At 59.1% G+C, this 26,857-nt stretch carries 27 protein-coding genes and 2 pseudogenes; 17 read left to right on the forward strand and 12 right to left on the reverse strand.

Going from position 1 to position 26,857, the window contains the following annotated elements; genetic code table 11:
• Window positions 1-73 precede the first annotated feature (73 nt).
• Window positions 74-934 carry a MurR/RpiR family transcriptional regulator gene (locus tag HKK52_RS28055; RefSeq protein WP_177328568.1) on the reverse strand — a complete coding sequence of 287 codons (861 nt, stop codon included), beginning with the start codon at window positions 932-934 and terminating at the stop codon, window positions 74-76.
• A 226-nt stretch (window positions 935-1,160) separates the two neighbouring features.
• On the opposite strand from HKK52_RS28055, the gene zwf reads away from it, so the two are divergent.
• From zwf to HKK52_RS28075, 4 genes are all read left to right on the forward strand, one after another.
• Entirely contained in the window at window positions 1,161-2,630 is a 1,470-nt protein-coding gene (gene zwf, locus HKK52_RS28060; protein WP_169373447.1) for a glucose-6-phosphate dehydrogenase, read from the forward strand.
• Window positions 2,617-3,330 carry a 6-phosphogluconolactonase gene (gene pgl, locus HKK52_RS28065; RefSeq protein ID WP_169373448.1) on the forward strand — a complete coding sequence of 238 codons (714 nt, stop codon included), beginning with the start codon at window positions 2,617-2,619 and terminating at the stop codon, window positions 3,328-3,330. The genes zwf and pgl overlap by 14 nt, the downstream gene beginning before the upstream one ends.
• A gap of 17 nt (window positions 3,331-3,347) precedes the next feature.
• Window positions 3,348-4,013 carry a bifunctional 4-hydroxy-2-oxoglutarate aldolase/2-dehydro-3-deoxy-phosphogluconate aldolase gene (locus HKK52_RS28070; RefSeq protein ID WP_169373449.1) on the forward strand — a complete coding sequence of 222 codons (666 nt, stop codon included), beginning with the start codon at window positions 3,348-3,350 and terminating at the stop codon, window positions 4,011-4,013.
• Between the two features lie 193 nt (window positions 4,014-4,206).
• Window positions 4,207-4,932 (forward strand): intradiol ring-cleavage dioxygenase, encoded by a 726-nt coding sequence (locus HKK52_RS28075; protein ID WP_169373450.1) that lies wholly within the window; start codon window positions 4,207-4,209, stop codon window positions 4,930-4,932.
• Between the two features lie 9 nt (window positions 4,933-4,941).
• Here HKK52_RS28075 and HKK52_RS28080 read toward each other — a convergent pair whose 3' ends face one another.
• The gene (locus HKK52_RS28080; RefSeq protein WP_169373451.1) at window positions 4,942-6,123 is read right to left on the reverse strand and encodes an aminotransferase class V-fold PLP-dependent enzyme; all 1,182 of its coding nucleotides are present in this window, start codon (window positions 6,121-6,123) and stop codon (window positions 4,942-4,944) included.
• 16 nt (window positions 6,124-6,139) lie between these two features.
• On the reverse strand, window positions 6,140-6,376 hold the full coding sequence (locus HKK52_RS28085) for a DUF3820 family protein (RefSeq protein ID WP_092278897.1): 237 nt from the start codon (window positions 6,374-6,376) through the stop codon (window positions 6,140-6,142).
• A gap of 203 nt (window positions 6,377-6,579) precedes the next feature.
• On the opposite strand from HKK52_RS28085, the gene HKK52_RS28090 reads away from it, so the two are divergent.
• Window positions 6,580-7,047, forward strand: coding sequence for a PA2169 family four-helix-bundle protein (locus tag HKK52_RS28090; protein ID WP_169373452.1), 468 nt, complete (start codon window positions 6,580-6,582; stop codon window positions 7,045-7,047).
• A gap of 90 nt (window positions 7,048-7,137) precedes the next feature.
• Here the strand turns inward: HKK52_RS28090 and HKK52_RS28095 are convergent, their stop codons facing one another.
• Window positions 7,138-7,608, reverse strand: coding sequence for a MaoC family dehydratase (locus HKK52_RS28095; protein ID WP_054044906.1), 471 nt, complete (start codon window positions 7,606-7,608; stop codon window positions 7,138-7,140).
• A gap of 54 nt (window positions 7,609-7,662) precedes the next feature.
• Entirely contained in the window at window positions 7,663-8,607 is a 945-nt protein-coding gene (locus HKK52_RS28100) for an alpha/beta hydrolase (RefSeq protein WP_169373453.1), read from the reverse strand.
• Between the two features lie 224 nt (window positions 8,608-8,831).
• Between HKK52_RS28100 and fadD2 the strand changes: the two genes are divergently transcribed.
• Window positions 8,832-10,520, forward strand: coding sequence for a long-chain-fatty-acid--CoA ligase FadD2 (fadD2, locus tag HKK52_RS28105; protein WP_169373454.1), 1,689 nt, complete (start codon window positions 8,832-8,834; stop codon window positions 10,518-10,520).
• A gap of 376 nt (window positions 10,521-10,896) precedes the next feature.
• On the forward strand, window positions 10,897-12,597 hold the full coding sequence (fadD1, locus tag HKK52_RS28110; protein WP_169373455.1) for a long-chain-fatty-acid--CoA ligase FadD1: 1,701 nt from the start codon (window positions 10,897-10,899) through the stop codon (window positions 12,595-12,597).
• Window positions 12,598-12,746: 149 nt separating this feature from the next.
• Here fadD1 and HKK52_RS28115 read toward each other — a convergent pair whose 3' ends face one another.
• Complete coding sequence (locus HKK52_RS28115; RefSeq protein WP_046032015.1) at window positions 12,747-13,124, reverse strand: hypothetical protein; 378 nt, start codon at window positions 13,122-13,124, stop codon at window positions 12,747-12,749.
• A 200-nt stretch (window positions 13,125-13,324) separates the two neighbouring features.
• Between HKK52_RS28115 and HKK52_RS28120 the strand changes: the two genes are divergently transcribed.
• The 3 genes from HKK52_RS28120 to def all read left to right on the forward strand — a co-directional run bounded on the left by HKK52_RS28120 (window position 13,325) and on the right by def (window position 15,181).
• Window positions 13,325-13,516 carry a CsbD family protein gene (locus HKK52_RS28120; RefSeq protein ID WP_169373456.1) on the forward strand — a complete coding sequence of 64 codons (192 nt, stop codon included), beginning with the start codon at window positions 13,325-13,327 and terminating at the stop codon, window positions 13,514-13,516.
• A 172-nt stretch (window positions 13,517-13,688) separates the two neighbouring features.
• Window positions 13,689-14,639 (forward strand): YihY/virulence factor BrkB family protein, encoded by a 951-nt coding sequence (locus HKK52_RS28125; protein ID WP_169373457.1) that lies wholly within the window; start codon window positions 13,689-13,691, stop codon window positions 14,637-14,639.
• Window positions 14,640-14,641: 2 nt separating this feature from the next.
• A complete protein-coding gene (gene def, locus HKK52_RS28130) occupies window positions 14,642-15,181 on the forward strand; it encodes a peptide deformylase (RefSeq protein ID WP_169373458.1) in 540 nt (179 codons plus the stop codon).
• Window positions 15,182-15,255: 74 nt separating this feature from the next.
• On the opposite strand, the gene HKK52_RS28135 is transcribed toward def, so the two are convergent.
• Both HKK52_RS28135 and HKK52_RS28140 read right to left on the reverse strand, forming a co-directional pair.
• Window positions 15,256-16,077 carry a class I SAM-dependent methyltransferase gene (locus HKK52_RS28135; RefSeq protein ID WP_169373459.1) on the reverse strand — a complete coding sequence of 274 codons (822 nt, stop codon included), beginning with the start codon at window positions 16,075-16,077 and terminating at the stop codon, window positions 15,256-15,258.
• Window positions 16,078-16,137: 60 nt separating this feature from the next.
• Window positions 16,138-16,575, reverse strand: coding sequence for a GNAT family N-acetyltransferase (locus HKK52_RS28140; protein WP_169373460.1), 438 nt, complete (start codon window positions 16,573-16,575; stop codon window positions 16,138-16,140).
• A gap of 415 nt (window positions 16,576-16,990) precedes the next feature.
• Between HKK52_RS28140 and HKK52_RS28145 the strand changes: the two genes are divergently transcribed.
• From HKK52_RS28145 to HKK52_RS28160, 4 genes are all read left to right on the forward strand, one after another.
• Window positions 16,991-17,932 (forward strand): fatty acid desaturase, encoded by a 942-nt coding sequence (locus tag HKK52_RS28145; RefSeq protein WP_169373461.1) that lies wholly within the window; start codon window positions 16,991-16,993, stop codon window positions 17,930-17,932.
• 18 nt (window positions 17,933-17,950) lie between these two features.
• Window positions 17,951-18,742 (forward strand): phosphate/phosphite/phosphonate ABC transporter substrate-binding protein, encoded by a 792-nt coding sequence (locus HKK52_RS28150; protein ID WP_169373462.1) that lies wholly within the window; start codon window positions 17,951-17,953, stop codon window positions 18,740-18,742.
• Between the two features lie 123 nt (window positions 18,743-18,865).
• Window positions 18,866-19,408 (forward strand): sigma-70 family RNA polymerase sigma factor, encoded by a 543-nt coding sequence (locus HKK52_RS28155; RefSeq protein ID WP_169373463.1) that lies wholly within the window; start codon window positions 18,866-18,868, stop codon window positions 19,406-19,408.
• A complete protein-coding gene (locus tag HKK52_RS28160) occupies window positions 19,405-20,418 on the forward strand; it encodes an ABC transporter substrate-binding protein (protein WP_169373464.1) in 1,014 nt (337 codons plus the stop codon). Before HKK52_RS28155 ends, HKK52_RS28160 begins: the two co-directional genes overlap by 4 nt.
• Before the next feature lie 149 nt (window positions 20,419-20,567).
• Here the strand turns inward: HKK52_RS28160 and gstA are convergent, their stop codons facing one another.
• Window positions 20,568-21,170 (reverse strand): glutathione transferase GstA, encoded by a 603-nt coding sequence (gene gstA, locus HKK52_RS28165; RefSeq protein WP_169373465.1) that lies wholly within the window; start codon window positions 21,168-21,170, stop codon window positions 20,568-20,570.
• Between the two features lie 99 nt (window positions 21,171-21,269).
• Between gstA and HKK52_RS28170 the strand changes: the two genes are divergently transcribed.
• The 3 genes and pseudogenes from HKK52_RS28170 to HKK52_RS33095 all read left to right on the forward strand — a co-directional run.
• Window positions 21,270-22,142 (forward strand): LysR family transcriptional regulator, encoded by an 873-nt coding sequence (locus tag HKK52_RS28170; RefSeq protein ID WP_169373466.1) that lies wholly within the window; start codon window positions 21,270-21,272, stop codon window positions 22,140-22,142.
• 421 nt (window positions 22,143-22,563) lie between these two features.
• Window positions 22,564-23,340 (forward strand): annotated as a pseudogene (locus tag HKK52_RS33090) (PAS domain-containing protein); the annotation flags it as partial.
• A gap of 117 nt (window positions 23,341-23,457) precedes the next feature.
• Window positions 23,458-23,883, forward strand: a pseudogene (locus tag HKK52_RS33095) (methyl-accepting chemotaxis protein); the annotation flags it as partial.
• A 68-nt stretch (window positions 23,884-23,951) separates the two neighbouring features.
• On the opposite strand, the gene HKK52_RS28180 reads toward HKK52_RS33095, so the two are convergent.
• The 3 genes from HKK52_RS28180 to HKK52_RS28190 all read right to left on the reverse strand — a co-directional run bounded on the left by HKK52_RS28180 (window position 23,952) and on the right by HKK52_RS28190 (window position 26,739).
• On the reverse strand, window positions 23,952-24,392 hold the full coding sequence (locus tag HKK52_RS28180; RefSeq protein WP_169373468.1) for a hypothetical protein: 441 nt from the start codon (window positions 24,390-24,392) through the stop codon (window positions 23,952-23,954).
• A gap of 233 nt (window positions 24,393-24,625) precedes the next feature.
• Window positions 24,626-25,177: a hypothetical protein gene (locus HKK52_RS28185; protein WP_169373469.1), complete on the reverse strand. Its 552-nt coding sequence runs from the start codon at window positions 25,175-25,177 to the stop codon at window positions 24,626-24,628.
• 137 nt (window positions 25,178-25,314) lie between these two features.
• Entirely contained in the window at window positions 25,315-26,739 is a 1,425-nt protein-coding gene (locus HKK52_RS28190) for an MFS transporter (protein WP_169373470.1), read from the reverse strand.
• Window positions 26,740-26,857: the final 118 nt, after the last annotated feature.

A 26,857-nucleotide genomic window follows, 5' to 3' on the forward strand; every position in this document is an offset into this window, starting at 1 on the left:
ACGCTCCGCGTCCAGTGACGCGGAGCGTCACGGGCTGCATTCCCACGCAGAGCGTGGGAACGATCGCTACGGGCTAATTAAACTCGTCACCCACCGGATACCGGCTCGCATTCAAACTCTCTTTGATCTTGCGCAGATGCGGCTGGAAATCCACCCCACGGCGCAAGGTCATGCCGGTTGCCAGCACGTCCAGCACCGTCAGCTGAATAATCCGCGAAGTCATCGGCATATAGATGTCGGTGTCTTCCGGCAGCGGAATGTTCAGGCTCAGCGTACTGGCCTTGGCCAGTGGCGAACCCTCAGCGGTCAAGCCGAGCACCGAAGCGCCGTTCTCCCGGGCGATGCGCGCCACTTCCACCAGTTCGCGGGTGCGGCCGGTGTAGGAAATGATCACGAACAACTCACCGGTGTGCGCCACCGAGGCAATCATGCGTTGCATCAGCACGTCGGCATGGGCGGTGACGGCGAGGTTGAAGCGGAAGAACTTGTGCTGCGCATCCAGCGCCACCGGGGCCGAAGCGCCGAGGCCGAAGAAGTGGATCTGCCGGGCCTGGATCAACAGATCGACGGCGCGACTGATCAGGTTCGGGTCCAGGGCCTGCAAAGCACTGTCCAGCGAGGCGATGGCGCTGCCGAAGATTTTCTGAGTGTAAGCTTCAGGATTGTCATCGGCCTCGACCGCACGGCTGACGTACGCCGCGCCACTGGCCAGGCTCTGGGCCAGTTGCAGTTTCAGTTCCGGATAACCGCTGACGCCGAACGAACGGCAGAAACGGTTGACCGTCGGCTCGCTGACCTTTGAGGCCTGGGCGAGGGCGGCGATGCTGAACCGGGTCGCCTGCTGTGGATTGAGCAGGATCACTTCGGCGACTTTGCGTTCGGCCTTGTTCAGGTCTTCAAGGCGATTCTGGATTTGTTCCAGTAAATTTCGCACGCGGTCCATAGATGTTCCTTGAGTCAGCAGCGCAAAGATGCGCTCTGCTATGCAAAAAGGGCCTTTGATGCGGCCCGTCACGGTGGCCTATCCTACTGATGGCTCCGACCGACCACCACTCGGAATCTGTATTTTGCGAAAATGTTGTGGTTATTACTACATTTTCCCTTGAGTGATGCCTTGAAAAAAGGTATTTGTAGCTTAACTTGATAAAAGAACAAACATCATGCCTTCGATTACGGTAGAACCGTGCACCTTTGCCTTGTTCGGCGCCCTCGGCGATCTGGCCCTGCGCAAGCTGTTTCCTGCCCTTTATCAGCTGGACGGCGCCGGCCTGTTGCACGAGGACTCGCGCATCATCGCGCTGGCCCGTGAACCCGGCAGCGAGCAGCAGCACCTGGGGTTCATCACCTCGGAGCTGCGTCGCTACGTCGATGCCAAAGAGCTGGACGAAGCCGTGCTCGAACGCTTTCTCGCCCGCCTGACCTACCTGCACGTCGACTTCCTCAAATCCGAAGATTACGTCGCCCTGGCCGAACAGGCCGGCAGCGCCCAGCGCGTTATTGCCTACTTCGCCACGCCGGCCGCCGTCTACGGCGCGATCTGCGAGAACCTGTCGAAGGTCGGCCTGACCGACAACACCCGCGTGGTGCTGGAAAAACCCATCGGTTCGGACCTGGAATCCTCGCGCAAGGTCAACGACGCCGTGGCGCAGTTCTTTCCGGAGAACCGCACCTACCGCATCGACCACTACCTGGGCAAAGAAACCGTCCAGAACCTGATCGCCCTGCGTTTCGCCAACAGCCTGTTCGAAACCCAGTGGAACCAGAATTACATTTCCCACGTGGAAATCACCGTGGCCGAGAAGGTCGGGATCGAAGGCCGCTGGGGTTACTTCGACAAGGCCGGCCAGCTGCGGGACATGATCCAGAATCACCTGCTGCAACTGCTCTGCCTGATCGCCATGGACCCGCCGGCCGATCTGTCCGCCGACAGCATCCGTGACGAGAAAGTCAAAGTGCTCAAGGCTCTGGCACCGATCAGCCCGGAAGGCCTGACGACTCAGGTTGTACGTGGCCAGTACATCGCCGGCTACAGCGAAGGCAAGCCGGTTCCCGGTTACCTGGAAGAACCGAATTCCAACACCCAGAGCGACACCGAAACCTTCGTCGCCTTGCGGGCCGACATCCGCAACTGGCGCTGGGCCGGCGTGCCGTTCTACCTGCGGACCGGCAAGCGCATGCCGCAGAAGCTGTCGCAGATCGTCATCCACTTCAAGGAACCGTCGCACTACATCTTCGCCCCCGAGCAGCGCCTGCAAATCAGCAACAAGCTGATTATCCGCCTGCAACCGGACGAAGGCATTTCCTTGCGCGTAATGACCAAAGAACAAGGCCTGGACAAGGGCATGCAGCTGCGCAGCGGTCCGTTGCAGCTGAATTTTTCCGACACCTATCGCAGCGCACGGATTCCCGATGCCTACGAGCGGTTGTTGCTGGAAGTGATGCGCGGCAATCAGAACCTGTTTGTCCGTAAAGATGAAATCGAAGCCGCGTGGAAGTGGTGTGACCAGTTGATCGCCGGGTGGAAAAAATCCGGTGATGCGCCCAAGCCGTACGCGGCCGGGTCCTGGGGACCAATGAGCTCCATTGCACTGATCACGCGGGATGGGAGGTCGTGGTATGGCGATATCTAATTTGCAACTGCCTCAGGGCGTCAGCGCCCATGAGTTCAAGAGCCCGGTGTTGCTGGCCGATGGTTTGGCGCTGAATGTCGCCAAGCTATTGAGCGACGCCATCGACGCCCGCGGCAGCGCGACGCTGGTGGTGTCCGGTGGCCGCAGCCCGGTGGCGTTCTTCCAGAACCTGGCCAAACAGAAACTCGACTGGTCCAAGGTCGTCGTGACCCTGGCCGACGAGCGCTGGGTACCGGTCGAGCACGCCGACAGCAATGCCGGCCTGCTCAAGCGTTACCTGCTGCAAGGCCCGGCGGCCAAGGCGCAGTTTTTGAGCCTTTATAGCGCCACCGCCAACCTTGAGCTGGCAGCGGAGCAGGCTGATCGCTTGCTCGCGGAATTGCCGCCGATCGACGTGCTGATCCTCGGCATGGGCGATGACGGTCACACCGCGTCGCTGTTCCCCAACAGCCCGAACCTGTCCGACGCCTTGAAAGTCGACGGCACACGCCGTTGCTATCCGATGCTGGCGCCGACCGTGCCGCATCAGCGCCTGACCATGAGTCGTGCGCTGTTGGCTTCGGCCAAGACCACCGTTCTATCGATTTCCGGTCAGTCCAAACTGACCACTTTGAGTGCCGCATTGGCCAGTGACGATGTCGCTGCCATGCCGATTCGCGCGTTTCTGCAACCTACGTTAGAGATTTACTGGTGCCCATGAGCCAAGGATCAGCCGCTATGACAAAGACATCCCCGACCGTTTCCATGGCGGACAAAGTTGCCCTGATCGACAGCCTCTGCGCCAAGGCGCGGATCTTGCCAGTGATCACCATCGCTCGCGAACAGGACATCCTGCCACTGGCCGACGCCCTGGCTGCCGGTGGCCTGACCGCCCTGGAAGTGACCCTGCGTTCGCAGTTCGGCCTTAAAGCCATTCAGGTCCTGCGTGAGCAGCGTCCGGAACTGGTGACCGGTGCCGGCACCGTGCTCGATCGCACCATGCTTGCCGCCGCTGAACGGGCCGGTTCGCAATTTATTGTCACCCCAGGCATTACCCGTGACCTGCTCGAAGCCAGTGTCGACAGCCCGATCCCGCTGTTGCCCGGCATCAGCAACGCCTCCGGCATCATGGAAGGCTATGGCCTGGGTTATCGCCGCTTCAAGTTGTTCCCGGCGGAAGTCAGCGGTGGCGTCGCGGCGATCAAGGCCTTGGGCGGCCCGTTCGGCGAGGTGAAATTCTGCCCGACTGGCGGCGTGAGCCCGGCCAATATCAAGAGCTACATGGCGTTGAAAAACGTGATGTGCGTGGGCGGTAGCTGGATGCTTGATCCGGAGTGGATCAAGAACGGCGACTGGGCCCGCATTCAGGAATGCACCGCCGAGGCGTTGGCGCTGTTGGACTGATGCTGTTGGATTAGTAGGTACCAAACACTTCGTTGTGTGTTCTACGGCTTTACGGTGCGCTTGGTCGGTGCACCGTTTTTTTTTGCCTGCAAACAATGCTCCTACACAAAAACATTTGCCGATACATAGTTACCGCATCCCGCCGCGCCTCTCTCTCTATCCTTGAAGCATCTTATGGAAGAGAGACAACCTCATGGAAAACACCACCACCACGATTCCCCGCCAAACTGTCTGCCTGCTCACCCCGGAGCAGATCGCCGGCCCGTATTTCCGTAACCCGAAACTCATCAGAAGAAACATCAGCGAAGGCCAGGATGGCATTCCCCTGGTGTTGCGCCTGAACATCGTCGACGCCATGACTGGCGAACCGGTGAGCGGGGCGCTGGTGGATATCTGGCATTGCAACGCGCGCGGGGCTTACTCGGGATGGAGCAAGGTCGACCCGGACAAGGAAGTCGATGTCAGCAGCATCGGTTCGATCCCGCGCACGGACGACGATACTTACCTGTGTGGCGGGCAATTCAGCGACAACAGGGGCGCAGTGCGATTTACCACCATCTATCCGGGGTTCTATGCCGGCCGTGCGTTGCATATTCATGTGGCGGTACGCATCACCGCTGGCAACAATTACCTGGAAGAGCGGCATGTCGCCTGGGTCGGCCAGTTGTACCTCCCGGAAGTGGCTTCCAGGTCAGTGCTCAGCGCCCGGGAGTATCAGGGCCGTAGTGTGTCGCCACTGAGCAACGAAAAAGACCACTACTTCGAAAGCATGGGCAGGGACGCCTCGACCTTGAACATTCACAAGATCGGCCGGGACAGCCATGAAGACGGTTTCTTCGGGCACATGACCATTGGCGTCGACACGATTGCGGTGTCGAGCCAGATCAGACCCGAGGACTTCGACAAGTACACCGTGTAAGCACCAGCCTCAGCGCAGTTCGGTCAGCGCCTGGATCAGCAGGTCCACTTCGGCTGCGGTGGTGGTCAGCCCCGGCGTGATGCGGATGCACGGTCCGCTGGCGGCGCCATTGCGGGCCACGGTGAACAGGTTGTACTCATTGAGCAGCCGTTCGGCCATGACGTGCTGGTCGGCGTGGCGGGTAAAGCGCATCGAGGTGATGCCGCAATACAGCCGGGGATCGTCCGGGGTCATGACTTCGATGCCCGGCAGCTCACGCACGGCGTTGACCCAGCGATTGCGCAGGTAGTTGAGCCGTGCACCCTTGGCGGCGGAACCGCCCATGGCCTGATGCTCTTCGAGCACCAGTGGCAGGGTCATCAGTGCCGGGATGTTCGGCGTGCTGTAGGGCGTGCGGGCGCGAATGTCGTTGATCGGGAAGTGCATCTCGCCCATGTCCGGGTCGATATCGGCCAGGCGCTGAGGGGCGATGTAAATGAAACCCAGGGTCAGCGGGGCGCCGATCCATTTGTGCAGGTTGTACCCGGCAAAGGCGATGCCCAGCGCTGCCAGGTCGAATTCCATCTGGCCCAGGGCATGGGCGCCGTCGAGGATCACATCGATGCCGTGTTCCTTGGCGAGTGCGGCAATCGCCTGCACCGGCATCACCAGGCCGGTGCGATGGGTAACGTGGGTCAGGGCCATCAGCTTGAGGCGCGGATAACGCACGAAAGCTTCGCGGTAAGTGGCGAGCAAACTGTCGAAAGTGGCAGGGTGTTGGTGGTCGATTTCGATCACTTCCACGCCGCGATGGCGGGCGAGCCAACGCATGGCGCCCTTGACCGTGTCGTACTCCAGATCGCACAGCAGCACCTGATCGCCGGGTTGCAGGCGATTGTAGTTGCGGATCAGCGATTGCAAGCCGTCCGAGGCGTTGCGGGTGAGGGCGATCGATTGCGCGCGCACGCCCATCATCTCGGCCAATTGCGCGCGGATGTCCAGGCTTTCGCTTTGCTCGAAATGCTGGCGCACATGCACCGAGTTACTGCGGTTGATCAGCTCGATATTGCGCTGATACTCCTCGACCACTGTGCGCGACATGCGTCCGAAGTAGCCGTTCTCCAGATTGATCGGGCCAGGTTCGACAGCGTAACGGTCGGCAAAGGTTTGCCAGAAGGCTTCATCACGGGCACGGCGGGTGTTATCGGGCATGGGCTACTCAGTCAGTTCAGTGGCGAGGGGCTGGCTTGCCGTGTTTGGCGCGCAGCGGGTCGAGCAGTTCCGATAAACCGTTGTGGTCGATTTCCTGCATCAGCGCCAGCAAACCTCCCAGTTCGCCATGGGGGAAACCTTCCCGGGCGAACCAGTTCAGGTATTGGCCGGGCAGGTCGGCGATGATGCGGCCCTTGTATTTGCCGAAGGGCATTTCGCGGGTAATCAGCAATTCGAGCTTTTCAGGATTCATCAATCAGTCGTCTTGATTCAAACAGTCTGGAAAATACAGGCATTCTGCATGCAGGCCAAATGACAGATCATGCAAATAAAGCGGATACAGATTTCGCTGCATAAGTTAACTAGTTGAAAAATAAGGAATAAATACTCGATTCAAAGCTGGCATGCAGGCTGCAATAGCTATTGCATCTTTCATCAACCCGCGAGGAATTGAAAATGACCGACGTGAATAAAGAAGCCATCTCTGTACTCAACGACCTGATTGAAACCAGCAAAGACGGTCAGGAAGGGTTCAAGACCTGCGCTGAAGACATCAAGCACCCAGAACTCAAAACGCTGTTCGTGACCCGTTCTGCCGATTGCGCTACCGCGGCTGCCGAACTTCAGGCCGCTGTGCGTTCCATGGGCGGCGATCCGGAAACTTCCACCAGCGTCAGCGGTGATCTGCATCGTCGTTGGGTGGACGTGAAAGCGATGTTCACCGGCAAGGATGAAGAAGCTGTGCTGAACGAAGCCGAACGCGGTGAAGACCATGCGTTGAAGGCGTATAAGGAAGCGCTGGAGAAAATCAACAAACACAACCTGGTGGGTATTCGTGACCTGGTTGAACGTCAGTACCATGGCGTGCAACGCAATCACGATCAGGTGAAAGCCCTGCGTAACCAGGCGCGTGCTCGCTCGTAAGCGTTCGTCGCTGTAATAAAAAACGCCAGTCTGACTGGCGTTTTTTTATGCCTGATCGTTCCCACGCGGAGCGTAGGAACGATCAACAGATCAGCCAATGCTGATCGCCGGCAACACAGGCAAGGTCACCGTCTGTTGCTTGCGCGGCGCCAGAATCTCCGCCTCGCCATCCACTACCAGCTCATCGCGCTGGTTGAACACGCGAGTGGCAATGCGCACGCGAAACTTCGGCAGTTTTTCGAGAATTTCCAGACGCACGGTCAGGGTGTCGCCGATTTTCACCGGTTTCTGGAAGCTCATCTGCTGACCGATATAAATAGTCCCCGGCCCAGGCAACTCGCACGCCACGGCGGCGCTGATCAGCGCGCCGCTGAACATGCCGTGGGCGATGCGTTCCTTGAACATGGTGCCGGCGGCGAATTCGGCGTCCAGGTGCACCGGGTTGTGATCGCCCGACATCGCGGCGAACAACTGAATGTCGCGCTCTTCGACGGTCTTGCTGTAGCTGGCGGTCTGGCCGACTTCAAGGGCTTCGTAAGGGGTATTGGTAACCTGGGTCATCTGTCTCAATTCCTGTGACGAATTTAAAAATCCACAAAAAAGCTGTTCGAAAAACTATTCGGTTCTGGCCGGGCGGCGGTGGCTCAGCGCCTGGGCGATCCAGTTCAATACGTCGGCGGTCACTTCATCGCGGTTGCTCTCGTTGAACAGTTCGTGGCGTGCCTGCGGGTAAATATTCAATTGCAGGTTCTGACTGCCGGCCGCGCGTAGCGCATGGGCCAGATCTTTCAGACGCTTGCCTTCGCTCACCGGATCACATTCGCCGCCCATTACCAACAAGGGCAGGCCCGGATCGACCTGGGCGAGATTGGACGCTTTGCTGATTTGCTGCAAGCCGCCGAGCAAGTCGATCCACAGCTGATTGGTGCAGCGAAAGCCACAGAACGGGTCGTTGGCGTACAGATCGACTTCCGTCGGGTCGCGGCTCAACCAGTCGAACTGGGTGCGTACGGGCTTGAATTTCTTGTTGAACGAGCCGAACGACAGGAACTCGATCAGCGCGCTACGGCCCTTCGGCCCCTGGCGCAGCCGTTCAAGCCGGGCAATCTGCCGCGCCGCGCGATACAGCGACACTGGCTGAAAATTCGAACCACTGAGAATCGCTCCGTGCAGGCTGGCGCTGTGGTGCAGCAAGTAGGCCTGGGCGATGTAGCTGCCCATGCTGTGGCCCAACAGCACAATCGGTACGCCGGGGTGGTGCTGGCCGATGTGCTGGTTGAGACTGGCGAGATCGCCCACCACCTTGCACCAGCCATCGTCATCGGCGAAATGGCCGAGTGTCCCGTTTTCGGCAGTTTTGCCATGTCCGCGCAGGTCTGGTGCGTAGACGCCATAACCCTGACCACAGAGTTTTTCCGCCAGTCGGGCGTAGCGACCGCTGTGTTCGGCCATGCCATGGGCCAGCAGAATCACCGCTTTTAACGGCGAGGCGGGCAGCCATTGATTGACGAAGAGGCGGCTGTGATCACTCGCGGTCAGCCAGAAAGTGTCGTGGATCATGGCGATTCCTTTGCACGATGTGGTTGCATTGTATAGCGCATCCTTCGCTTGCCGTCTGATCAGGCCACGCCACGTTAGGAAGATTCACACGATCAATGACGCTGTTCGCCATATTTGCCTGATTCGCCATAGCTGCTAGTGTCCGTGAAGCTCCGCTTTTTGTGTTCTGTTTTCAGAAATGACAGAAAGTGGCCAAGGTGATTCAGGTAAAGAGGACAAGAACAATGCAACCTGATTTCTGGAATGACAAACGCCCGGCCGGCGTACCCCTGGACATTGATCTTGGGGCCTACAAGTCGGTGATCGAGGTGTTCGAGCGTTCCTGCAAGAAATTTGCGGATCGCCCGGCCTTCAGCAACATGGGCGTGACCCTGACCTACGCCGAACTGGAACGCTACAGCGCTGCGTTCGCCGGTTACCTGCAGGCGCACACTGATCTCGCGCCGGGGGATCGCATCGCGGTGCAGATGCCCAACGTCCTGCATTACCCGATTGCCGTGTTCGGTGCTTTGCGCGCCGGGCTGATCGTGGTCAACACCAACCCGCTGTACACCCCGCGGGAGATGCGTCATCAATTCAAGGATTCCGGTGCCCGGGCGCTGGTGTACCTGAACATGTTCGGGGCCAAGGTCCAAGAAGTGCTGGCCGACACCGACATCCAGTACCTGATCGAAGCGAAGATGGGCGACCTGATGCCCGCCGCCAAGGGCTGGCTGGTCAACACGATGGTGAGCAAGGTCAAGAAACTGGTCCCGGCCTATGCCTTGCCCCAGGCGGTTTCCTTCAAGAGCGCGCTGCGTCTGGGCCGGGGCCTGGGCATCAAGCCGCTGAAGGTCGGCCTCGACGACATCGCGGTGCTGCAATACACCGGCGGCACCACCGGCCTGGCCAAGGGCGCGATGCTCACCCACGGCAACCTGGTGGCGAACATGCAGCAGGCGCGGGCCTGTCTGGGCCAGTTCGGCAGCGACGGTCAGCCGCTGCTGCGCGAAGGCCAGGAAGTGATGATCGCGCCGCTGCCGCTCTACCATATCTATGCGTTCACGGCGAACTGCATGTGCATGATGGTGACCGGCAACCACAACGTGCTGATCTCCAATCCGCGGGACATCAAAGGCTTTATCAAGGAACTGAAGAACTGGCGGTTCTCGGCGTTGCTGGGGCTCAACACGCTGTTCGTGGCGCTGATGGATCACCCGGACTTCAAGACCCTGGACTTCTCCAGCCTCAAGCTCACCAACTCCGGCGGCACCGCGCTGGTCAAGGCCACCGCCGAGCGTTGGGAACAGCTCACCGGTTGCCGGATCACCGAAGGCTACGGCCTGACCGAAACTTCGCCGGTGGCCTGCACCAACCCGTACGGTGAAAAATCGCGGATCGGCACGGTCGGCCTGCCGGTGCCGGGGACCACGCTCAAGGTCATCAATGACGAAGGCGTCGAACAGCCGCTGGGCGAGCGTGGCGAGTTGTGCATCAAGGGCCCGCAGATCATGAAGGGCTACTGGCAGAAACCCGAAGCCACCGCCGAAGTGCTGGATGCCGAGGGCTGGTTCAAGTCCGGTGATATCGCGGTGATCGACCCGGACGGTTTTGTACGCATCGTCGATCGCAAGAAAGACATGATCATCGTCTCGGGTTTCAACGTGTACCCGAACGAAATCGAAGACGTGGTCATGGCCCACCCGAAAGTGGCCAACTGCGCGGTGATCGGCGTGCCGGACGAGCGTTCGGGGGAGGCGGTGAAGCTGTTTGTGGTGGCCCGTGAGTCGGGGGTCAGCCTTGAAGAGTTGAAGGCGTACTGCAAGGAAAACTTCACCGCGTACAAAGTGCCCAAGCACATTGTGTTGCGTGAGTCGTTGCCGATGACGCCGGTGGGCAAGATTCTGCGGCGGGAGTTGCGGGATATCGCATAAGCGTTGAATGGCCGCGCTTCGCGCGTTCGCGGGCAAGCCTCGCGCCTACAGGTTCACCGTCATTCACATTGACGCGATGCCCGTAGGAGCGAGGCTTGCCCGCGAAGCTTTTAAGGGCTGAAAAGCCCAATTTAAAGGGCTTTCAAGGTTGTATAGAATTTTTGCTCTAAAATGACTGCCGGCTATTCTTGAGTCATGAAAGTGACTGTAGAGGCCGCTTTTGGCTCTAGTCGGCCCTTGGCAAAGCTGCTACTCTCGGCGCGCTTTTGTGACTTCTCGGCCTATATAAAAGCCAGACTCACCAATAAAAAACACACACCAATAATAATCGCATCAAATGCGGTGATGAATTCGCGTTGCTGAGGAGTGGGCTTCCATGAACGAAGACTTTTGGAAGGATAAGTACCCTGCCGGGATTGCTGCCGACATCAATCCAGACGAGTATCCGAATATTCAGGCAGTGTTGAAGCAATCCTGCCAACGCTTCGCCGACAAACCGGCTTTCAGCAACCTGGGCAAGACAATCACCTACGGTGAACTGTACGAACTGTCCGGTGCCTTTGCCGCTTACCTGCAACAGCATACCGACTTGCAGCCCGGTGATCGAATCGCCGTGCAACTGCCTAACGTGTTGCAGTACCCGGTCGCCGTGTTCGGTGCGATCCGCGCCGGGCTGATCGTGGTCAACACCAACCCGCTGTACACCGCGCGGGAGATGGAACACCAATTCAACGACTCCGGTGCCAAAGCCCTGGTCTGCCTGGCCAACATGGCTCACTTGGCGCAGATCGTGGTGCCGAAAACCGGCGTCAAGCACGTGATCGTCACCGAAGTCGCCGACCTGCTGCCGCCGCTCAAGCGCCTGCTGATCAACAGCGTCATCAAGTACGTGAAGAAGATGGTCCCGGCGTACCACTTGCCCAAGGCCATCAAGTTCAACGAGGTACTGAGCAAGGGCCATGGCCAGCCAGTGGCTGAAGCCAACCCGGACAGCGGCGATGTCGCGGTGCTGCAATACACTGGCGGCACCACCGGCGTGGCCAAGGGCGCGATGCTGACCCACCGCAACCTGGTCGCCAACATGCTGCAGTGCAAGGCACTGATGGGTTCCAACCTCAATGAAGGTTGCGAGATCCTGATCACCCCGCTGCCGCTGTACCACATCTACGCCTTCACCTTTCATTGCATGGCGATGATGCTGATCGGCAACCACAACATCCTGATCAGCAATCCGCGCGATTTGACGGCGATGGTCAAGGAACTGTCGAAGTGGAAGTTCAGCGGTTTCGTTGGCCTGAACACCTTGTTCGTGGCCCTGTGCAACAACGAAGCCTTCCGCAAGCTGGATTTCTCGGCGCTGAAGGTCACCCTGTCCGGCGGCATGGCCCTGCAACTGGCTGCGGCCGAACGCTGGAAAGCCGTGACCAATTGCCCGATCTGCGAAGGCTACGGCATGACCGAAACCAGTCCGGTCGCCACCGTGAACCCGATCCAGCACATCCAGGTCGGCACCATCGGTATTCCGGTGCCGTCGACCCTGTGCAAAGTCATCGACGATGCCGGCGTTGAACAGCCGCTGGGCGAAATCGGCGAGTTGTGTGTGAAAGGTCCGCAAGTCATGAAGGGCTACTGGCAGCGCCAGGATGCCACCGATGAAATGCTCGACAGCGAAGGCTGGTTGAAGACCGGTGACATCGCTTTGATCCAGCCCGATGGCTACATGCGCATTGTCGATCGCAAGAAAGACATGATCCTGGTCTCCGGTTTCAACGTGTACCCGAACGAACTGGAAGACGTGCTTGCGACCCTGCCGGGCGTGCTGCAATGCGCGGCCATCGGCATCCCGGACGAGAAATCGGGCGAGGCGATCAAGATCTTCATCGTCGCCAAACCGGGCGTGACCCTGACCAAGGAACAGGTGATGGAGCACATGCGCGCCAACGTCACCGGCTACAAGGTCCCGCGTTCCGTGGAATTCCGCGATGCGCTGCCGACCACCAACGTCGGCAAGATCCTGCGCCGCGAACTGCGTGACGAAGAGCTGAAGAAACTGGGCGTGAAGAAAGTAGGCGCCTAAACAAAAGCCCCGCAGATGCGGGGCTTTTTTTGGCCTGACTGATCGTTCCCACGCTCCGCGTGGGAATGCAGCCCGGGACGCTCCGCGTCCCAGCAGCGGACGCAGAGCGTCCATTGAGGCATTCCCACGCAGAGCGTGGGAACGATCGGTCAGAGGCGAAACGGTGCGAAGTTGACGTTGGTGCCCGCCGGGCGCATGTCCTGCAGGTACGAGTCCTTGTCGGCGCTCAGTTCCAGGCTCAGGGCCGCTTTGCGCTTGCCTTCGTTGCGCACCACCAGGCCTTCGAGTTTTTCACGCAGGAACACCGTCGGCACTTTCAGGTGCAGCAGTTCGTCGGTGTCCGGGGTATGCATCAACAAGTGAACCCACTCGTACTGACCAACGGCCAGGCGTGCCACCGGGATGTCGAACCACCAGATGTTGCGGTTGCGGTTCAATTCGGTGAAATGGCAATTGTTGACGCCAAGCACAGCACCGCCGAGTTCCTGGTTTCTGCGGGCAATGGCCTGCTTTTTATCGAGTTTCATAACATTCCTACGGGATTGGATCTTCAGCGCCAAGGCCTGAATACGTTGCGCATTCTCGGGGGTTGCGGGGCAAACATAAAGCCCAACCTTTGCGCCGCGATGAAATGTCGCTGCAAAAATAAATGAAACTCCGTGCAAACGCCTCCGGTCAATCTTTGTGTAACGACTATGCCCCTTGAATTGTTCACAGGAGAAACACCATGAGCAGCACTGGCGATAAAGTTAAAGGCGTGGCAAACGAAGCAGTCGGCAACGTCAAGCAAGGCGTCGGCAAAGCCACTGACAACACCAAACTGCAAGTCGAAGGCAAAATCCAGGAGAAGAAAGGCGAAGCCCAGCAAGCCGTGGGCAAAGCCAAGGATGCCATCAAGAAAGGTGTCGACAAGGCGTGATTCGGCCTTTGAAGACGGTAAAGAAACGGCCATCCGCGGATGGCCGTTTTTGTGTCAGATGCAACGGATAAACAACGCAATTGTTTCAAAGTCGCCAAGTAGGCTACTTTGATGTAGAAAACGGCCCCTGAGTCGCCACGACTTCAACCTTTTGCGGCGAAAGGAGACGCTAATGATTTTCCCCGACATGAAAGGCCTGCCCATCCACCGCGTGATGGTGCGCACGGTCAAAGAATTCATCGACGATGAAATGTCGACCTACGCTTCGGCGCTGGCCTATCAAATGCTGTTCTCGCTGTTCCCCTTCATTCTGTTCCTGATCGCCCTCATCGGTTTCCTGCACCTGCCGGACTTCTTCTCCTGGCTGCGCCTGCAATCGGAACTGGTGCTGCCGCCCCAGGCCCTGGAGCAAGTGAACCCGGTGATCGACCAGTTGCAGCAGTCCAAGGGCGGCTTGCTCTCGATCGGTATCGTCATCGCCCTGTACACCGCCTCTTCGGGCGTGCGGCTGATGATGAGCGCGATGAACGCTGCCTACGACGTGGTCGAAGGCCGCCCGGTGTGGAAGCGCTTTCCGTTGTCGATTTTCTACACCATTGGCATCGCCGGCATGCTGCTCGCCGCCGCCGCGCTGATGGTGCTCGGGCCGCAGGTGATGGGCTGGATTGCCGCGCAGGTCGGGCTCGAAGACTTCATCGTCACGGTGTGGACCATTGCGCGTTGGCCGGTGATCGTGATCCTGATGATGATCGCGGTGGCGCTGATCTATTACGTCATGCCCGATGTCCGTCAGGAGTTTCGTTTCATCACCCCCGGCTCGGTGCTAGCGGTGGTGGTGTGGATCATCGCCTCGTTGGGTTTCGCGTTTTACGTCAAGACCTTCGCCAACTACAACGCCATGTATGGCAGTATCGGCGCGATCATCGTGCTGTTGCTGTACTTCTACATTTCCGCCGCGGTGCTATTGCTCGGCGCGGAGATGAATGCGGTGATCGAACACATGTCGACCGAAGGCAAGGACCCTGGCGAAAAGGTCCCCGGCGAGCACGACCACGAAACCAAACACCACGTATCGGGACTGGGACGGGACCACTCGCTCAAGCCGAACACTGACGAAGCCTGAACATGATCCGTGAAATCCTGAAAATGGGCGATGAACGCCTGCTGCGTATCGCGCCACCGGTGCCGGCCGAGATGTTCGACAGCCCCGAGTTGTGGCAACTGATCGACGACATGTTCCAGACCATGGAAAGCGTCGGCGGTGTTGGCCTGGCCGCGCCGCAGATCGGCGTAGACCTGCAGCTGGTGATCTTCGGCTTCGAGCACAGCGAACGCTACCCTGATGCCGAAGCCGTGCCGCAGACGATCCTGATCAATCCGCTGATCACGCCGCTTAGCCCGACCCTGGAAGAGGGCTTCGAAGGATGCCTTTCCGTGCCTGGCTTGCGTGGCGCGGTGGAGCGTTATCAGGACATTCGTTATGAAGGTTTTGACCCGAAGGGCCAGCCGATTGTGCGGATTGCCTCGGGGTTTCATGCGCGTGTGGTGCAGCATGAATGCGATCACCTGATAGGCCGGTTGTACCCGTCGCGGATCACGGATTTCACCAAGTTCGGGTTTACCGAAGTCATGTTCCCGGACCTTGATCCCAACGCGGACGATTGACCACAAGCAAAAGATCGCAGCCTTCGGCGGCGCGTAGGAGTTGCCGAAGGCTGCGATCTTTTGATCTTCGCTTTTTATTTCCCAGGCTTAACAAACCGCAACGTCATCCGGTCCGACTCGCCAATCGCTACATACTTCGCCTTGTCCTTCTCTCCCAACGTCAACGCCGGCGGCAAAGTCCAGACACCTTCCGGGTAATCCTTGGTGTCCTTCGGATTAGCATTGATCTCGCTTTTCTCCTCCAGCTTGAACCCCGCATCGGTCGCCAGTTTCACCACGTACGCGGTGGTCAGGTAGCCGCTGTGCTTGATGTCGTCCAGCGACGCTCCGTCCTTGGCCCGGTGATCCACCACGCCGAGCACGCCGCCCGGTTTCAACACCTTGAAGAACGACTCGAACATCAGCGGCGCCGTGTCGGCGAGCACCCAGTTGTGCACGTTGCGAAAGGTCAGCACCGTGTCCGCCGAACCGGGTTTACCAAGCACCGGGGCCTTGGGATCAAACTCGACCACCTGGGCCTTGGCGTATTGCGCCGGGGCAGCGGCGAATTTGGCCTTCAGCGTTTCTTCATTCTTGCGCGCATAGTCGCTGACCGTCGGCGCCTGTACGGCGGCAATGTAGGTACCGTGATCCTTGAGCAACGGTGCCAGCAGTTCGCTGTACCAACCGCTGCCGGGGGTGATTTCGATAACCGTCTGGTTCGCCCGCAAACCGAAGAATTGCAGACTCTGTTGCGGATGCCGGTAGACGTCGCGCACCACGTTTTGCGGGGCGCGCCAGGTGCCTTTGAGCACCTCGGTGTATTGCTCGCTGGAGATGGGTTTGGTGTCGGCGGCGTGCGCCAGAACAGGGGTGAGCAGGGCGGTCAGGGTCAAGGCAAGTAGGGCAGGTTTCATGGCGCATCCTGGCAGATTCGAAGTCGACCCCGAGGCTAGCACGCAGCAATCAAGGGCCGATCACACATTATCGATGGAGGACCTAACCAACGGTTCTAAGCCCATGGCGATCATCGGTTTGCTGCGGGCGTAACGGGTCAGGCGCTCGACCATGGCGTAGGGCATCTGCGGGTCGAAAGTGAAGCCGCGGCGCTCGTAGAAGCCGCGCAAATCCGGGTGGCAATACAGCCAGACCGGGCTGTCGAGACCCTTGACCGCTTCGGCGATCAACGCTGCGCCGATGCCTTGTTCACGACACGCCGGATCGACGAACAACCCCGTCAACCAATACCCGCCCGCCACCGGCCGCAAACACAAGGCCGCGACGATATCCCCGCGCCGGGCCACCCACAGTTGCGCTTCGCGCACCGCTTTCATCGGCGATTGGTGGGCGCGGTAAAACTTGTTCATCAACGGCCACAACGGTTCGTCGAGCAAGGCGTATTGGGTGTCTGGCATGGGCTTTGGCTGTCAGTTGGCAAAGTGGGCGATTATAAAAGAACGCGAACGCGGCGATAGGTGTATACCTGACTTCACATCCCGTATGAGTGGAGTACGTATCATGGCCAAAGGCATGGATTCAAAAAAAGCAGCGAAGAAAAAACCGGCAAAAACCGCCGATGAAAAGCGCGCGGACAAGAAGGCCAAGAAGGTGGATGTGTTCGGGCACTAATACCTGAGTCACCCTGTATGATCGTTCCCACGCTCCCGCGTGGGAATGCCTCTGGGGACGCTTCGCGTCCAGTGACGCGGAGCGTCACGGGCTGCATTCCCACGCAGAGCGTGGGAACGATCAATCGTTAGCGATAAATAATCTGCAAGATTTCCCCACGCCATTGCACAGAGAGGGACACGTCCCGTTCTGAGCAAAGCCATGTCCCATTACTTCGACGCCGCCCATCGAGCAGAAATCGAAACCCTGCGCCAACGCCTGACCGCTCGCACCGAGTGGCCGACCTGGTTGCTGCTGATCGGCGTGTACGCGGGCTGGTTCAGTATCGTCCTGGGCAGTGACTGGTTGGGCCTTTGGTGGAGCACGCTGTTGCTGATCCCGCTGGTGGTGCTCTGGCTGTCGGTGCAGCACGAATTGCTCCACGGTCATCCCACGCGCTGGCTGGCCCTGAACAAAGTCCTCGGTTATGCACCGTTTGCGGTGTGGTTCCCGTACACCCTGTATCGCGACAGCCACCTGCTGCACCACCACGACGAAGACCTGACCGTTCCCGGTCGCGACCCGGAAAGCCGTTACCTCACCGCCGAGCACTGGCAGCGCAGCTCCGTGGTCAAGCAGGCCCTGCACTGGCTTAATAAAACCGTATTGGGGCGCGTCATGATCGGCGCGCCCATGGCGCTGCTGGCCCTGGCGCGCAAAGAACTGCGACGTCTGAACACCGGCGAGCGCCAGGCCTGGTTGATGTGGCTGACCCACGGTACGTTCACGTTGTTGATGCTGGCGTTCATCGCGCGTTACAGCGCGCTACCGGTGTGGCATTACCTGTTACTGGTCAGTGTGCCGGCGCTGTCGATTGCGATGATTCGCTCCTACTATGAACATCGCCCCAACGCCCAGCCCGAGCAACGCACTGTGCTCAATGAAGCGGCGTGGCCGTGGAGTTGGCTGTTCCTCAACAACAACCTGCACCTGGTGCATCACGACATACCGAGCCTGCCCTGGTACGACTTGCCCAAGGCTTATCACGCCCGCCGTGAGCAATGGCAGGCACGTAGCGGCGGGTTTCTGGTGCGGGGTTATGGGCAGTTGTGGCGCCGGAATGGGCTCAGGGCGATCGACAGCCCGCAACATCCGTTTCATTGATTGGCTGAAGGGATTTCGATGACCCAGCATCTCGCCGAACTATTGATGTACGTGGCCCCGGAGCCGATCCGCCAAGCCAATGAACGCTGGCTGACAGGCATTGCCCAGCGCCTGGGTGCCTCGCGCCAAAGCGCCGACGGCCTGTCGCTGCCGGACCTCTGGCTCTCCCCGCAATTATTGCTGACGCAAACCTGCGGCTATCCGCTGATGACCTTGCTACGCGGTCAGGTCAAGGTCGTCGGCCGTCCTCGCTACGAACTGCCGGACAGCAACGGCGGCAACCATTGCAGCCTGCTGCTCAGCCGCGCCGACGATCCTCGCCGCAACTTGCCGGCCTTTTACAACAGTCGCGGGGTGATCAATGACGAAGGCTCCAACAGCGGCATGAACCTGTTGCGCCAGCGACTGGCGCCACTGCACCGCGACGGTCAGTTCTTCGCCCGTGTCGGCGTCAGCGGCGGTCACCGCGAGAGCCTGCGCTGGCTGCGTGAAGACCTCGCCGACCTGGCCGCCATCGACAGCGTGACCTTCGCCTACCTGGCGCGGCACGCCGAAGCAGAAGTGGCCGGCTTGCGCGTGATTGCTCGAAGTGCGTTCAGTCCGACCTTGCCTTACATCACCGTTGCGAGCGCCAGTGATGAACAGATCGGGCATCTTCGGCGGGTGATGAATGAAACATTGCGCGAGCTGCCGGACGTCGCCGAAATCCTCGGTCTGCAAGAGGTATTGCCGGCGACGGAAAGCGACTATCAGGTGGTGCTTGATTACCAGCAGGAAGCGGAGGCGTTGGGGTATGGGCGGTTGCGTTAGGTAAGAAAGATCAAAATAGAATATAAAAATGCATTTTAAGTATTATTAAAGAATAAGGCTCCCGTCTAGAATCGCGCCACCGGATCACCGGACATTCAGCGACCCCTAACCCCAGGAGCCCCTATGTCCGGCGCCGACCTTTCCCATCGCAATCACGTGGGCGGATTGTTCCGCGCGCATTACCCTTGGCTGTGCGCCCGGTTGCGCCGGCAGTTGGGCGCCAGCGCCAGTGTCGAAGACATCGCCGCCGAAACCTTTACCCAATTGCTCGAATCCCCGGGGCTGACGCCAATCCGCGAGCCCCGCGCGTTGCTGACCACCATCGCCCAGCGCTTGATCTATCAGCTCTGGCGCCGCCGGGATCTGGAGCGTCAGCACCTCGATCAATTGCAGCACCTCGATTCGCATCAGGCGCGATCGCCCGAAGAACTGCTGCACACCACCCAAGTCTTGAATGGCCTCGACCGTACCCTTGAACGCCTGCCGGGCAAGGTCCGGGCGACGTTCCTGCTGTCGCGCATCGACGGCCTGACCTACCCGCAAATCGCCGCCGAACTGGGCATTTCCCAGCGTTCGGTCAGCGTTTACATGACCCGCTCCCAAGCCTTGTGCGCCCAGCACAGTGCCAACGAACCCCTAAATAGAACGACCCAGAGGTCCGCATGAGATCGATCAAAACCCTGCTCGGCAGTTCGCTGCTGGCCCTGAGCCTGGTGGCCAGCCACGTGCCCGCCGCCGAAAAAACCGCGCCGATCCACTTTGGCGACATCGCCTGGGAAAGCGGCAGTTTCATCACCGAAGTCCTGCGCCTGATTGTCGAGAAAGGTTACGGCTACCCGACCGATACCTTGCCGGGCAGCACCGTCAGCCTCGAAGCGGCGCTGGCCAAGAATGACATCCAGGTGATCGGCGAAGAGTGGGCAGGGCGCAGTCCGGCGTGGGTCAAGGCCTCGAATGAAGGCAAAGTCTTCGGTCTCGGCGATACGGTAAAAGGCGCCACCGAAGGCTGGTGGGTGCCGGAATACGTGATCAAGGGTGACCCGGAGCGCGGTATCAAACCGTTGGCCCCGGAGCTGAAATCCGTCGCTGATCTGGCGCGCTACAAAGACGTGTTCCGCGACCCGGAAGATCCGAGCCGCGGTCGCTTCCTCAACAGCCCCACCGGCTGGACCTCGGAGATCGTCAACAGCCAGAAACTCAAGGCCTATGACCTGACCGCCGACTACGTCAACTTCCGCACCGGCTCCGGCGCGGCGCTGGATGCCGAGGTGGCGTCTTCGATCCGTCGCGGCAAACCGGTGCTGTTCTACTACTGGTCGCCAACGCCGTTACTGGGCCGCTTCAAACTGGTGAAACTCGAAGAACCGGCCTTCGATGCCGAAGCCTGGAAGACCCTGGCCGACGCCAACAATCCGCATCCGAAAGGCACGCGCTCGATGCCGGCGAGCCTGGCGATTGGCGTCTCCGCACCGTTCAAGGCGCAGTACCCGGATTTGGTGGCGTTCTTTGAAAAGGTCGATTTGCCGATTGATCTGCTGAACCAGACCCTGGCGCAGATGAGCGAAAAACGTCAGCAACCGCGGCAGGTCGCCGAAGCATTTTTGCGTGATCAGCCGCAGGTGTGGAAGGGCTGGGTGCCGGGGGAGGTGGCGTCCAAGGTGAGTGGGAGTTTGTGATCTGACAAACGCCAAACAATCTGTGGCGAGGGAGCTTGCTGTGGCGAGGGAGCTTGCTCCCGTTGGACCGCGCAGCGGTCCTTCTTTTATTGAGAAAGGGCCGCTTCGCGACCTGGCGGGAGCAAGCTCCCTCGCCACAGGTTCAGGCCCTACACCCATTCCGCCGCCAACGTCGCCTTCACCGCCGGGCGCTGATCAATCCTTGCCTGAAACCGCGCCAACGCCGGCCACTCCTTCAAATCAATCCCAAACCCCGTCGCCCAGCGCAACACCGTAAACAAATACGCATCCACCACGCTGAACCCGCCCGCCAGCAAATAATCCTGCCGTTCCAGCGTCTCGCTCAACACCGCAAAACGCTTGAACAGCTTCGCCTTGATCAGCGTTTTTACCTCTTCGGAAAACTGTGAATTGAACAGCCATCCAAGCCCGCCATGAATCTCGGTCGAGACGAAGTTCAGCCATTCCTGCAACCGCACGCGTTCGAACGTTCCGTTCGCCGGCGCCAGATTCGTTTCGGGCCGCAAGTCCGCCAGATATTGCAGAATCGCCGGGCCTTCGGTCAGCACCTGGCCGTTGTCCAGTTGCAGCGCCGCGACATATCCCTTGGGGTTGATCGCGAGGAAATCCTCGCCAGCGATGGTCTTCTTGGTGCTGTTATCGACGCGGATCAACTCGAACGGCAGGTCGAGTTCGCGCAACACAATGTGCGGCGCCATCGAGCAGGCTTGCGGGGCGTAATACAGCTTCATGGGCAGGGCTCTGGTTGAGGATTTACGCCAGTGTCATAGTGCGCGCCGGGCTTCGTAAAATTAATCTTCCAGAACCCTGTCATAAGGACAGCTACTGCCATGATGAATCTGATGCACTGGCGAATGGTGGTGGCGGTGGCCGATACCGGCAACATTACCCGGGCGGCCGAGCGGGTCGGCATGACCCAGTCCGGTGCCAGTCAGGCGCTGGCGCTGATCGAAGAAACCCTGGGCGTTCAACTGTTCAGCCGGGAAAACCGTCACACCCTGCCGACCGCCATCGGCCTGCCGGTGATCGAGCAAGCGCGGACCATGCTCGGCGCGTTGGAGACTATTCGCAGCACCGTCGACGCTGCGAAAGACGTCCAGCGTGGCAGCATTCGCCTGGCCAGTTTTCCCATGGTGCTGGCGACGTTTCTGCCGCCGCTGTTGCGCCAGTTCAATCGGCTCTATCCCGGCATTCAGGTGGTGGCCCTGGAAGTCAGCGACGACGAAGTGGAAACCCTGCTCGACGCCGGGCTGGTGGATGTCGGCGTGGTGCTGAACCCGGCGCCCGAGCGCCATGCCGCGCTGTTGGGCAGCGACGCCTGGGTGGCGGTGCTGCCCGGCGGCCATCCCCTGGCGCGGGGCGCGAACGAAGAAGGCCTCAGCCTCGGGCAGTTGGTGGCGCAACCCTTTGTGCTCGCCACCGGTGGCTGTTCGACCAACGCCCGCAGCCTGGCCGCCGACGCTGGTTTGCAGCTGGACGATGTCCGGGCCGAGGTCCGGGAGTGGAGCAGCGCCTTCACCCTGGTGCGGGAAAACATCGGTGTGACCCTGGTGCCAGAAATGACATTGCCGGCCAATCGCCAGGGTTTGCGGGTCGTTCCGCTGATACCACGGATCGTTCGTGAATTTGCCTTGGTGGTGGCGCCGCACAGGACACCTTCCGCCCCGGTGCAAGCGCTGCTGAGTATGCTCGCCGATCAATGATAGGCATGTGGCGCTGAACCGATTTTGTGCTGAATACTGGCCGACTAATGGCATTGCGCCGGTCATTTCACTGGCTATGCTCACCCATAACTCTCTTTTTCAGTCAAAAAAATGAATGGTTCATGACGGGGAGCGTGAGCGCCGTGACATAAGCCGCAGAGTGCGCAACCCAAGGCACCGACACTGAACAACAAGGAGCCGTGCCGTAAATGGAGTTACTTACCAAAACGTTAGGTTGGCCCACCTGGGCTATCAAGAGAAGGATGCCTTGATAAGAGCGTCGCTGCATGGACACTCCGATTGAACATCATTTATCACCTGACAAATCCTGCCCTTGGCGGGATGCGTGTGCCTGTTTCGTGGAACTTGAAAGACCGACGACTTTCATCAATCAAAAGACCGCGCTTAAGGTGATAGAGCCATGTTTAACCTACATCACAAGGCTGACTTGCTGCAGATCGAACGCTTCAATGGCGCATTGACCGAGGCCAACGCCAAGTTGGCGGCGATCAGTCGTTCGATGGCGATGATCGAGTTCAGCCCCGAAGGCATCGTGCTCGACGCCAATGAAAACTTTTGCGCCGTCATGGGCTACAGCGCCGAGGAAGTGCACGGCAAACATCATCGGATCTTTTGTGAAGAAGCGTTCTACCGCAGCGAGGAGTACGCCAAGTTGTGGCGTGACCTGGCCCGTGGCGAACCGGTCAGTGGTACCTTCCTGCGCTTGAACAAGGCGGGTCGCGAGGTGTGGCTCGAAGCCAGTTACATGCCGGTGTTCGGGCCGGATCGCCAAGTGCGGAGTGTGATCAAAGTGGCCTCGGACATCTCCGCCCGAATCCATAAAGAGCACGAAGAAGAAAGCATGCTCGCGGCCATCGGGCGCTCCATGGCGGTGATCGAATTCACCCCGGACGGTCGGGTCATTACCGCCAATGAAAACTTCCTGAAAACCATGCATTACTCGCTGGGCGAAGTCGTCGGCCAGCACCACAGCCTGTTCTGTCACCGCGCCGAAGCCGAGTCGCCGCAGTACAAGGCGTTCTGGGCGTCACTCAATCGCGGCGAATATCACTCGCACCGTTTCGAGCGCAGAGATAAACACGGTCATACGGTCTTTCTGGAGGCGTCCTACAATCCGTTGTTCGACAGCAAGGGTCGCTTGTACAAAGTGGTGAAGTTCGCCAGCGACATCACCCAGCAAGTCACCACCCTGCAAACCGCTGCGGAGTCGGCCCACAGCACTTCGGTACAAAACGACGCCTGTGCGCAGAAAGGTTCCCAGGTGGTTCAGCAAACGGTGCAGATCATCCAGGACATTTCCCGCGACCTCAACGAAGCGGCCGAGAGCATCGATGCGGTGAGCAAACAGTCCGACATCATCGGCACCATCGTCCAGACCATTCGCGGGATTGCCGACCAGACCAACCTGCTGGCGCTCAACGCCGCCATCGAAGCCGCGCGGGCGGGGGAGCATGGACGCGGGTTTGCGGTGGTCGCCGATGAAGTCCGCAGCCTCGCGGCACGCACCAGTCAGGCCACGCTGGAAATTGTCGAAGTGGTGCGCAAGAACCACGACTTGTCGTTGAGCGCGGTGTCGAGCATGCAATCAAGCCTGAGCCGCACCGGGTTAGGCGTGGAACTGGCGAACGAGGCGGGGGAGGTGATCCTGGAGATTCAACAAGGATCGCGGCATGTGGTGGATGCGATCAGCCAGTTCAACTCGACGTTGCAAATCAACTGAAAAACCGCCCCTCTAATAGACTTCAGTTTTTGAGGGGCGATTTTTATATTCGGTTTTTTTTTGGTTTTTCAGTCTTCGGCTCCTGCGGTGAGTGAAAAAGCGCCGGTGATTTTTGCGCTTTCGTTTGAGTTGTGTCGGTTGAAGACCTCAAAGCTAAAAGTACCATGTGCAAATTTTTTACTATGATCAACTTCGGTTAAAGTGATTTCGCCTTCGGGGTTAGTTCCATCCGGTACCCATGAACTGTGAGGTCGCGGGGGGTTGTAAAAGCCTGATGTTTCTCCTTTCGGTGTGAACTTGAAAGTTCCAGGTTTGATTGTGTCTTGGATATTTATCATGACCCCCCAGTATACTTTTTGCCCTTCATGGTCAACAAAATCGAATCCGCCGGCAATGAGTGCGTTTTCTGAAATGCTGAACGTCAGATCTGTCCGGGTTTGTTCATGTTGCGTTCCATCATTCTCTTTGGCGACTGCTCGAAACATTCCTATCGGTCGTTTATTACTCATAACCCTATCCTTTTGCTGTTAGGTTTTTTCCAGTAAGCCAGCATCCAATTTCCAACTGTCGAGTCGCTGTAGCGCTGTTGAGTCGGCACTTTCATGATTGGTCAGAGGGGGAGGGGTGTCTACTGTCAGAACTTACAGGTCGAGGCTTGAAAGCGGATGGATCTGACGGGCGGTCACACTGCCAAAACAAAAAGGGCCCCGAGAAGGGACCCTTTTTTTATGGGGTGATCGTGTTAAAGCGAAGCGAGGAACTTGTCGACCACCTGAGGCCCATCAGCCTTCTCGGTACTGCCGTTTTCCTTGTCAGCCTGGGCCAGTTTCATCTTGTCCTGGATGCGCTCGGCGATTTCTTTGCCAATCGCCAGTTGTTGCGCCGGCGGCATGGCTTGCAGTTGATCTTCGGTGATGCCCATTTCTTTCAGGATACTGTCGCGCAGCCGCTGTTCCGGCGTTTTGCTCATGTAGTCCTTGAAGTCGGCCATGGCCGAGCTGTCGGTGGATTTGGTCTTGTTATCGTCCGGGACGGATGCTTGCAGGCCCACGCGGGTTTTCGCGAACGCTTCGTCAACGTTGTCGCTGATGGTGCTCGCCGCGCTGACTTGCTGGGTGGCGTTGTTCAGGCCGGACGACTGCACATTGGTGCTGTCCTGCTTGATTTGCGCGACGGTGTTTTGCGCGTTCTGGATCAAACCACTGTACAGCGCGCTCGCGGCGGCCGTGGTCGGGTCCATGTCGGTGCGCTGGGTCTTTTGAACGATGGAAGCTTGATGGGCACTGACCAGCATGATGGATAAACCTGTAGGTAATTGCTGTTGAGTCTGTAAGAGCAATTAGCGTGCCGCTGCTGAAAGCCCCTGTTTACGGGGCGACTCAGCAGCGGCGGCGGTCAGAACTTGCCGCTGGGCGGCAGACGGCAACCGCTTCAACGGTGAGCGATGTTTTCCAGCGCCAGGTTGCGGGTTCTCGGACCGAAGTAACCGATGGTGATCATCACGATCAACATGCTGCTGACGATGAACGCCAACACCCCTGGTGTGCCGAAGTGTTCGAGAAAAATCCCGATCAGCAAGCTGCTGAACACCGTCGACAAACGACTGAACGAATAACAGAAACCCACGGCCCTGGCGCGGATGTTGGTGGGGAACAGTTCGCTTTGGTAGGAGTGGTAGGCGAAGCTCAGCCAGGCGTTGCAGAAGGTGATCATCACCCCGCAGACGATCAGCCCGACCGCGCTGGTTTGCAGGGCGAACAGCGTACCGAAGGTCATGGCGCCGAGGGCCGAGCCGACGATCTGCCATTTATTCTCGAAACGGTTGGCGAACTTCACAAACATCAACGGCCCGAGCGGGTAGGCCAGGGTGATGATGAAGGCGTACATCAGGCTGTGAGTCACGCTCACGCCCTGGCCGGACAGCAACGCTGGCAACCAGTTGCCGAACCCGAAGAACCCGATGGCCTGGAACACATGGAACACGATCAGCATCAGCGCCCGGCGGCGATAAGGTGGCTGCCAGATATCGGCGAAGCGGCCGCTGCCCTGAATATCCACCGCGGCGAGTTCCGGCTCATCCAGCGCCTTGCCCTGATCCTTCACGCAACGCGCTTCGATGGTGTCGAGAATCCGGCTGGCCTCGTCGAAACGACCCTGCTGGGCCAACCAGCGCGGCGACTCCGGCAAGCGTGAGCGCAGCCACCAGATAAACAGCGCAAACACCGCACTCGCCAATACCACCCAGCGCCAGCCCGACACGCCGAAGGGGTCCTGCGGCACCAGCCACCAGGACATCAACGCCACCGCCGGCACCGACAGAAACTGCACGAAAAATGCGAAGGCGAATGCCGAACTGCGCATGCGTTTGGGCACCAGTTCCGAGAGGTAGGCGTCGATGGTCACTAACTCGATGCCCAGACCGATGCCGACCAGAAAGCGCATGCCGATAATGCCCAGCGCCGAACTCTGTACGCCCATGGCCACGGTGGCGACCGTGTACCAGATCAACGCAAAGGTGAAGATCGCGCGGCGGCCGAAGCGGTCAGCCAAGGGACTGAGCAAACTTGCGCCGAGGAACAAACCAAGAAACGTCGCCGAGGCAAACGCCGCCTGATCGGAGAATCCGAACACACCCTGGCTGCCGGTAGCGAAGATGCCATCGCGGATCAGGCCGGGGCTGATGTAGGCGGTCTGGAACAAATCGTAGAGTTCGAAGAAACCGCCAATCGAGAGCAACGCCACCAGTTTCCAGATTGTGGAAACGGCCGGGAGTCGGTCGATGCGGGCGGATATCCGGGCGGCGCGAACAGGGTCGATACCGTCGGTTTGAACAGCGGTGGGGGCGTGGGCAGGCATGGGCTGATCCGATTCTTGTCGAAGCGGAAGCTTAGCCTGCTATCGGAAATATTGGGTTGCGAATCTTTGCCGCTTTACGCAGAGATTCGCCGAGTTATTGCAAAAACGGCTTGGGTTT

Source organism: Pseudomonas sp. ADAK2 (assembly GCF_012935755.1).
Taxonomy (GTDB): Bacteria; Pseudomonadota; Gammaproteobacteria; order Pseudomonadales; family Pseudomonadaceae; genus Aquipseudomonas.

Coding starts and splice junctions, on each gene's coding strand:
- zwf (WP_169373447.1), top strand. CDS start 1,161: ATGCCTTCGATTACGGTAGAACCGTGCACCTTTGCCTTGTTCGGCGCC.
- pgl (WP_169373448.1), top strand. CDS start 2,617: ATGGCGATATCTAATTTGCAACTGCCTCAGGGCGTCAGCGCCCATGAG.
- HKK52_RS28070 (WP_169373449.1), top strand. CDS start 3,348: ATGACAAAGACATCCCCGACCGTTTCCATGGCGGACAAAGTTGCCCTG.
- HKK52_RS28075 (WP_169373450.1), top strand. CDS start 4,207: ATGGAAAACACCACCACCACGATTCCCCGCCAAACTGTCTGCCTGCTC.
- HKK52_RS28080 (WP_169373451.1), bottom strand. CDS start 6,123: ATGCCCGATAACACCCGCCGTGCCCGTGATGAAGCCTTCTGGCAAACC.
- HKK52_RS28085 (WP_092278897.1), bottom strand. CDS start 6,376: ATGAATCCTGAAAAGCTCGAATTGCTGATTACCCGCGAAATGCCCTTC.
- HKK52_RS28090 (WP_169373452.1), top strand. CDS start 6,580: ATGACCGACGTGAATAAAGAAGCCATCTCTGTACTCAACGACCTGATT.
- HKK52_RS28095 (WP_054044906.1), bottom strand. CDS start 7,608: ATGACCCAGGTTACCAATACCCCTTACGAAGCCCTTGAAGTCGGCCAG.
- HKK52_RS28100 (WP_169373453.1), bottom strand. CDS start 8,607: ATGATCCACGACACTTTCTGGCTGACCGCGAGTGATCACAGCCGCCTC.
- fadD2 (WP_169373454.1), top strand. CDS start 8,832: ATGCAACCTGATTTCTGGAATGACAAACGCCCGGCCGGCGTACCCCTG.
- fadD1 (WP_169373455.1), top strand. CDS start 10,897: ATGAACGAAGACTTTTGGAAGGATAAGTACCCTGCCGGGATTGCTGCC.
- HKK52_RS28115 (WP_046032015.1), bottom strand. CDS start 13,124: ATGAAACTCGATAAAAAGCAGGCCATTGCCCGCAGAAACCAGGAACTC.
- HKK52_RS28120 (WP_169373456.1), top strand. CDS start 13,325: ATGAGCAGCACTGGCGATAAAGTTAAAGGCGTGGCAAACGAAGCAGTC.
- HKK52_RS28125 (WP_169373457.1), top strand. CDS start 13,689: ATGATTTTCCCCGACATGAAAGGCCTGCCCATCCACCGCGTGATGGTG.
- def (WP_169373458.1), top strand. CDS start 14,642: ATGATCCGTGAAATCCTGAAAATGGGCGATGAACGCCTGCTGCGTATC.
- HKK52_RS28135 (WP_169373459.1), bottom strand. CDS start 16,077: ATGAAACCTGCCCTACTTGCCTTGACCCTGACCGCCCTGCTCACCCCT.
- HKK52_RS28140 (WP_169373460.1), bottom strand. CDS start 16,575: ATGCCAGACACCCAATACGCCTTGCTCGACGAACCGTTGTGGCCGTTG.
- HKK52_RS28145 (WP_169373461.1), top strand. CDS start 16,991: ATGTCCCATTACTTCGACGCCGCCCATCGAGCAGAAATCGAAACCCTG.
- HKK52_RS28150 (WP_169373462.1), top strand. CDS start 17,951: ATGACCCAGCATCTCGCCGAACTATTGATGTACGTGGCCCCGGAGCCG.
- HKK52_RS28155 (WP_169373463.1), top strand. CDS start 18,866: ATGTCCGGCGCCGACCTTTCCCATCGCAATCACGTGGGCGGATTGTTC.
- HKK52_RS28160 (WP_169373464.1), top strand. CDS start 19,405: ATGAGATCGATCAAAACCCTGCTCGGCAGTTCGCTGCTGGCCCTGAGC.
- gstA (WP_169373465.1), bottom strand. CDS start 21,170: ATGAAGCTGTATTACGCCCCGCAAGCCTGCTCGATGGCGCCGCACATT.
- HKK52_RS28170 (WP_169373466.1), top strand. CDS start 21,270: ATGATGAATCTGATGCACTGGCGAATGGTGGTGGCGGTGGCCGATACC.
- HKK52_RS28180 (WP_169373468.1), bottom strand. CDS start 24,392: ATGAGTAATAAACGACCGATAGGAATGTTTCGAGCAGTCGCCAAAGAG.
- HKK52_RS28185 (WP_169373469.1), bottom strand. CDS start 25,177: ATGCTGGTCAGTGCCCATCAAGCTTCCATCGTTCAAAAGACCCAGCGC.
- HKK52_RS28190 (WP_169373470.1), bottom strand. CDS start 26,739: ATGCCTGCCCACGCCCCCACCGCTGTTCAAACCGACGGTATCGACCCT.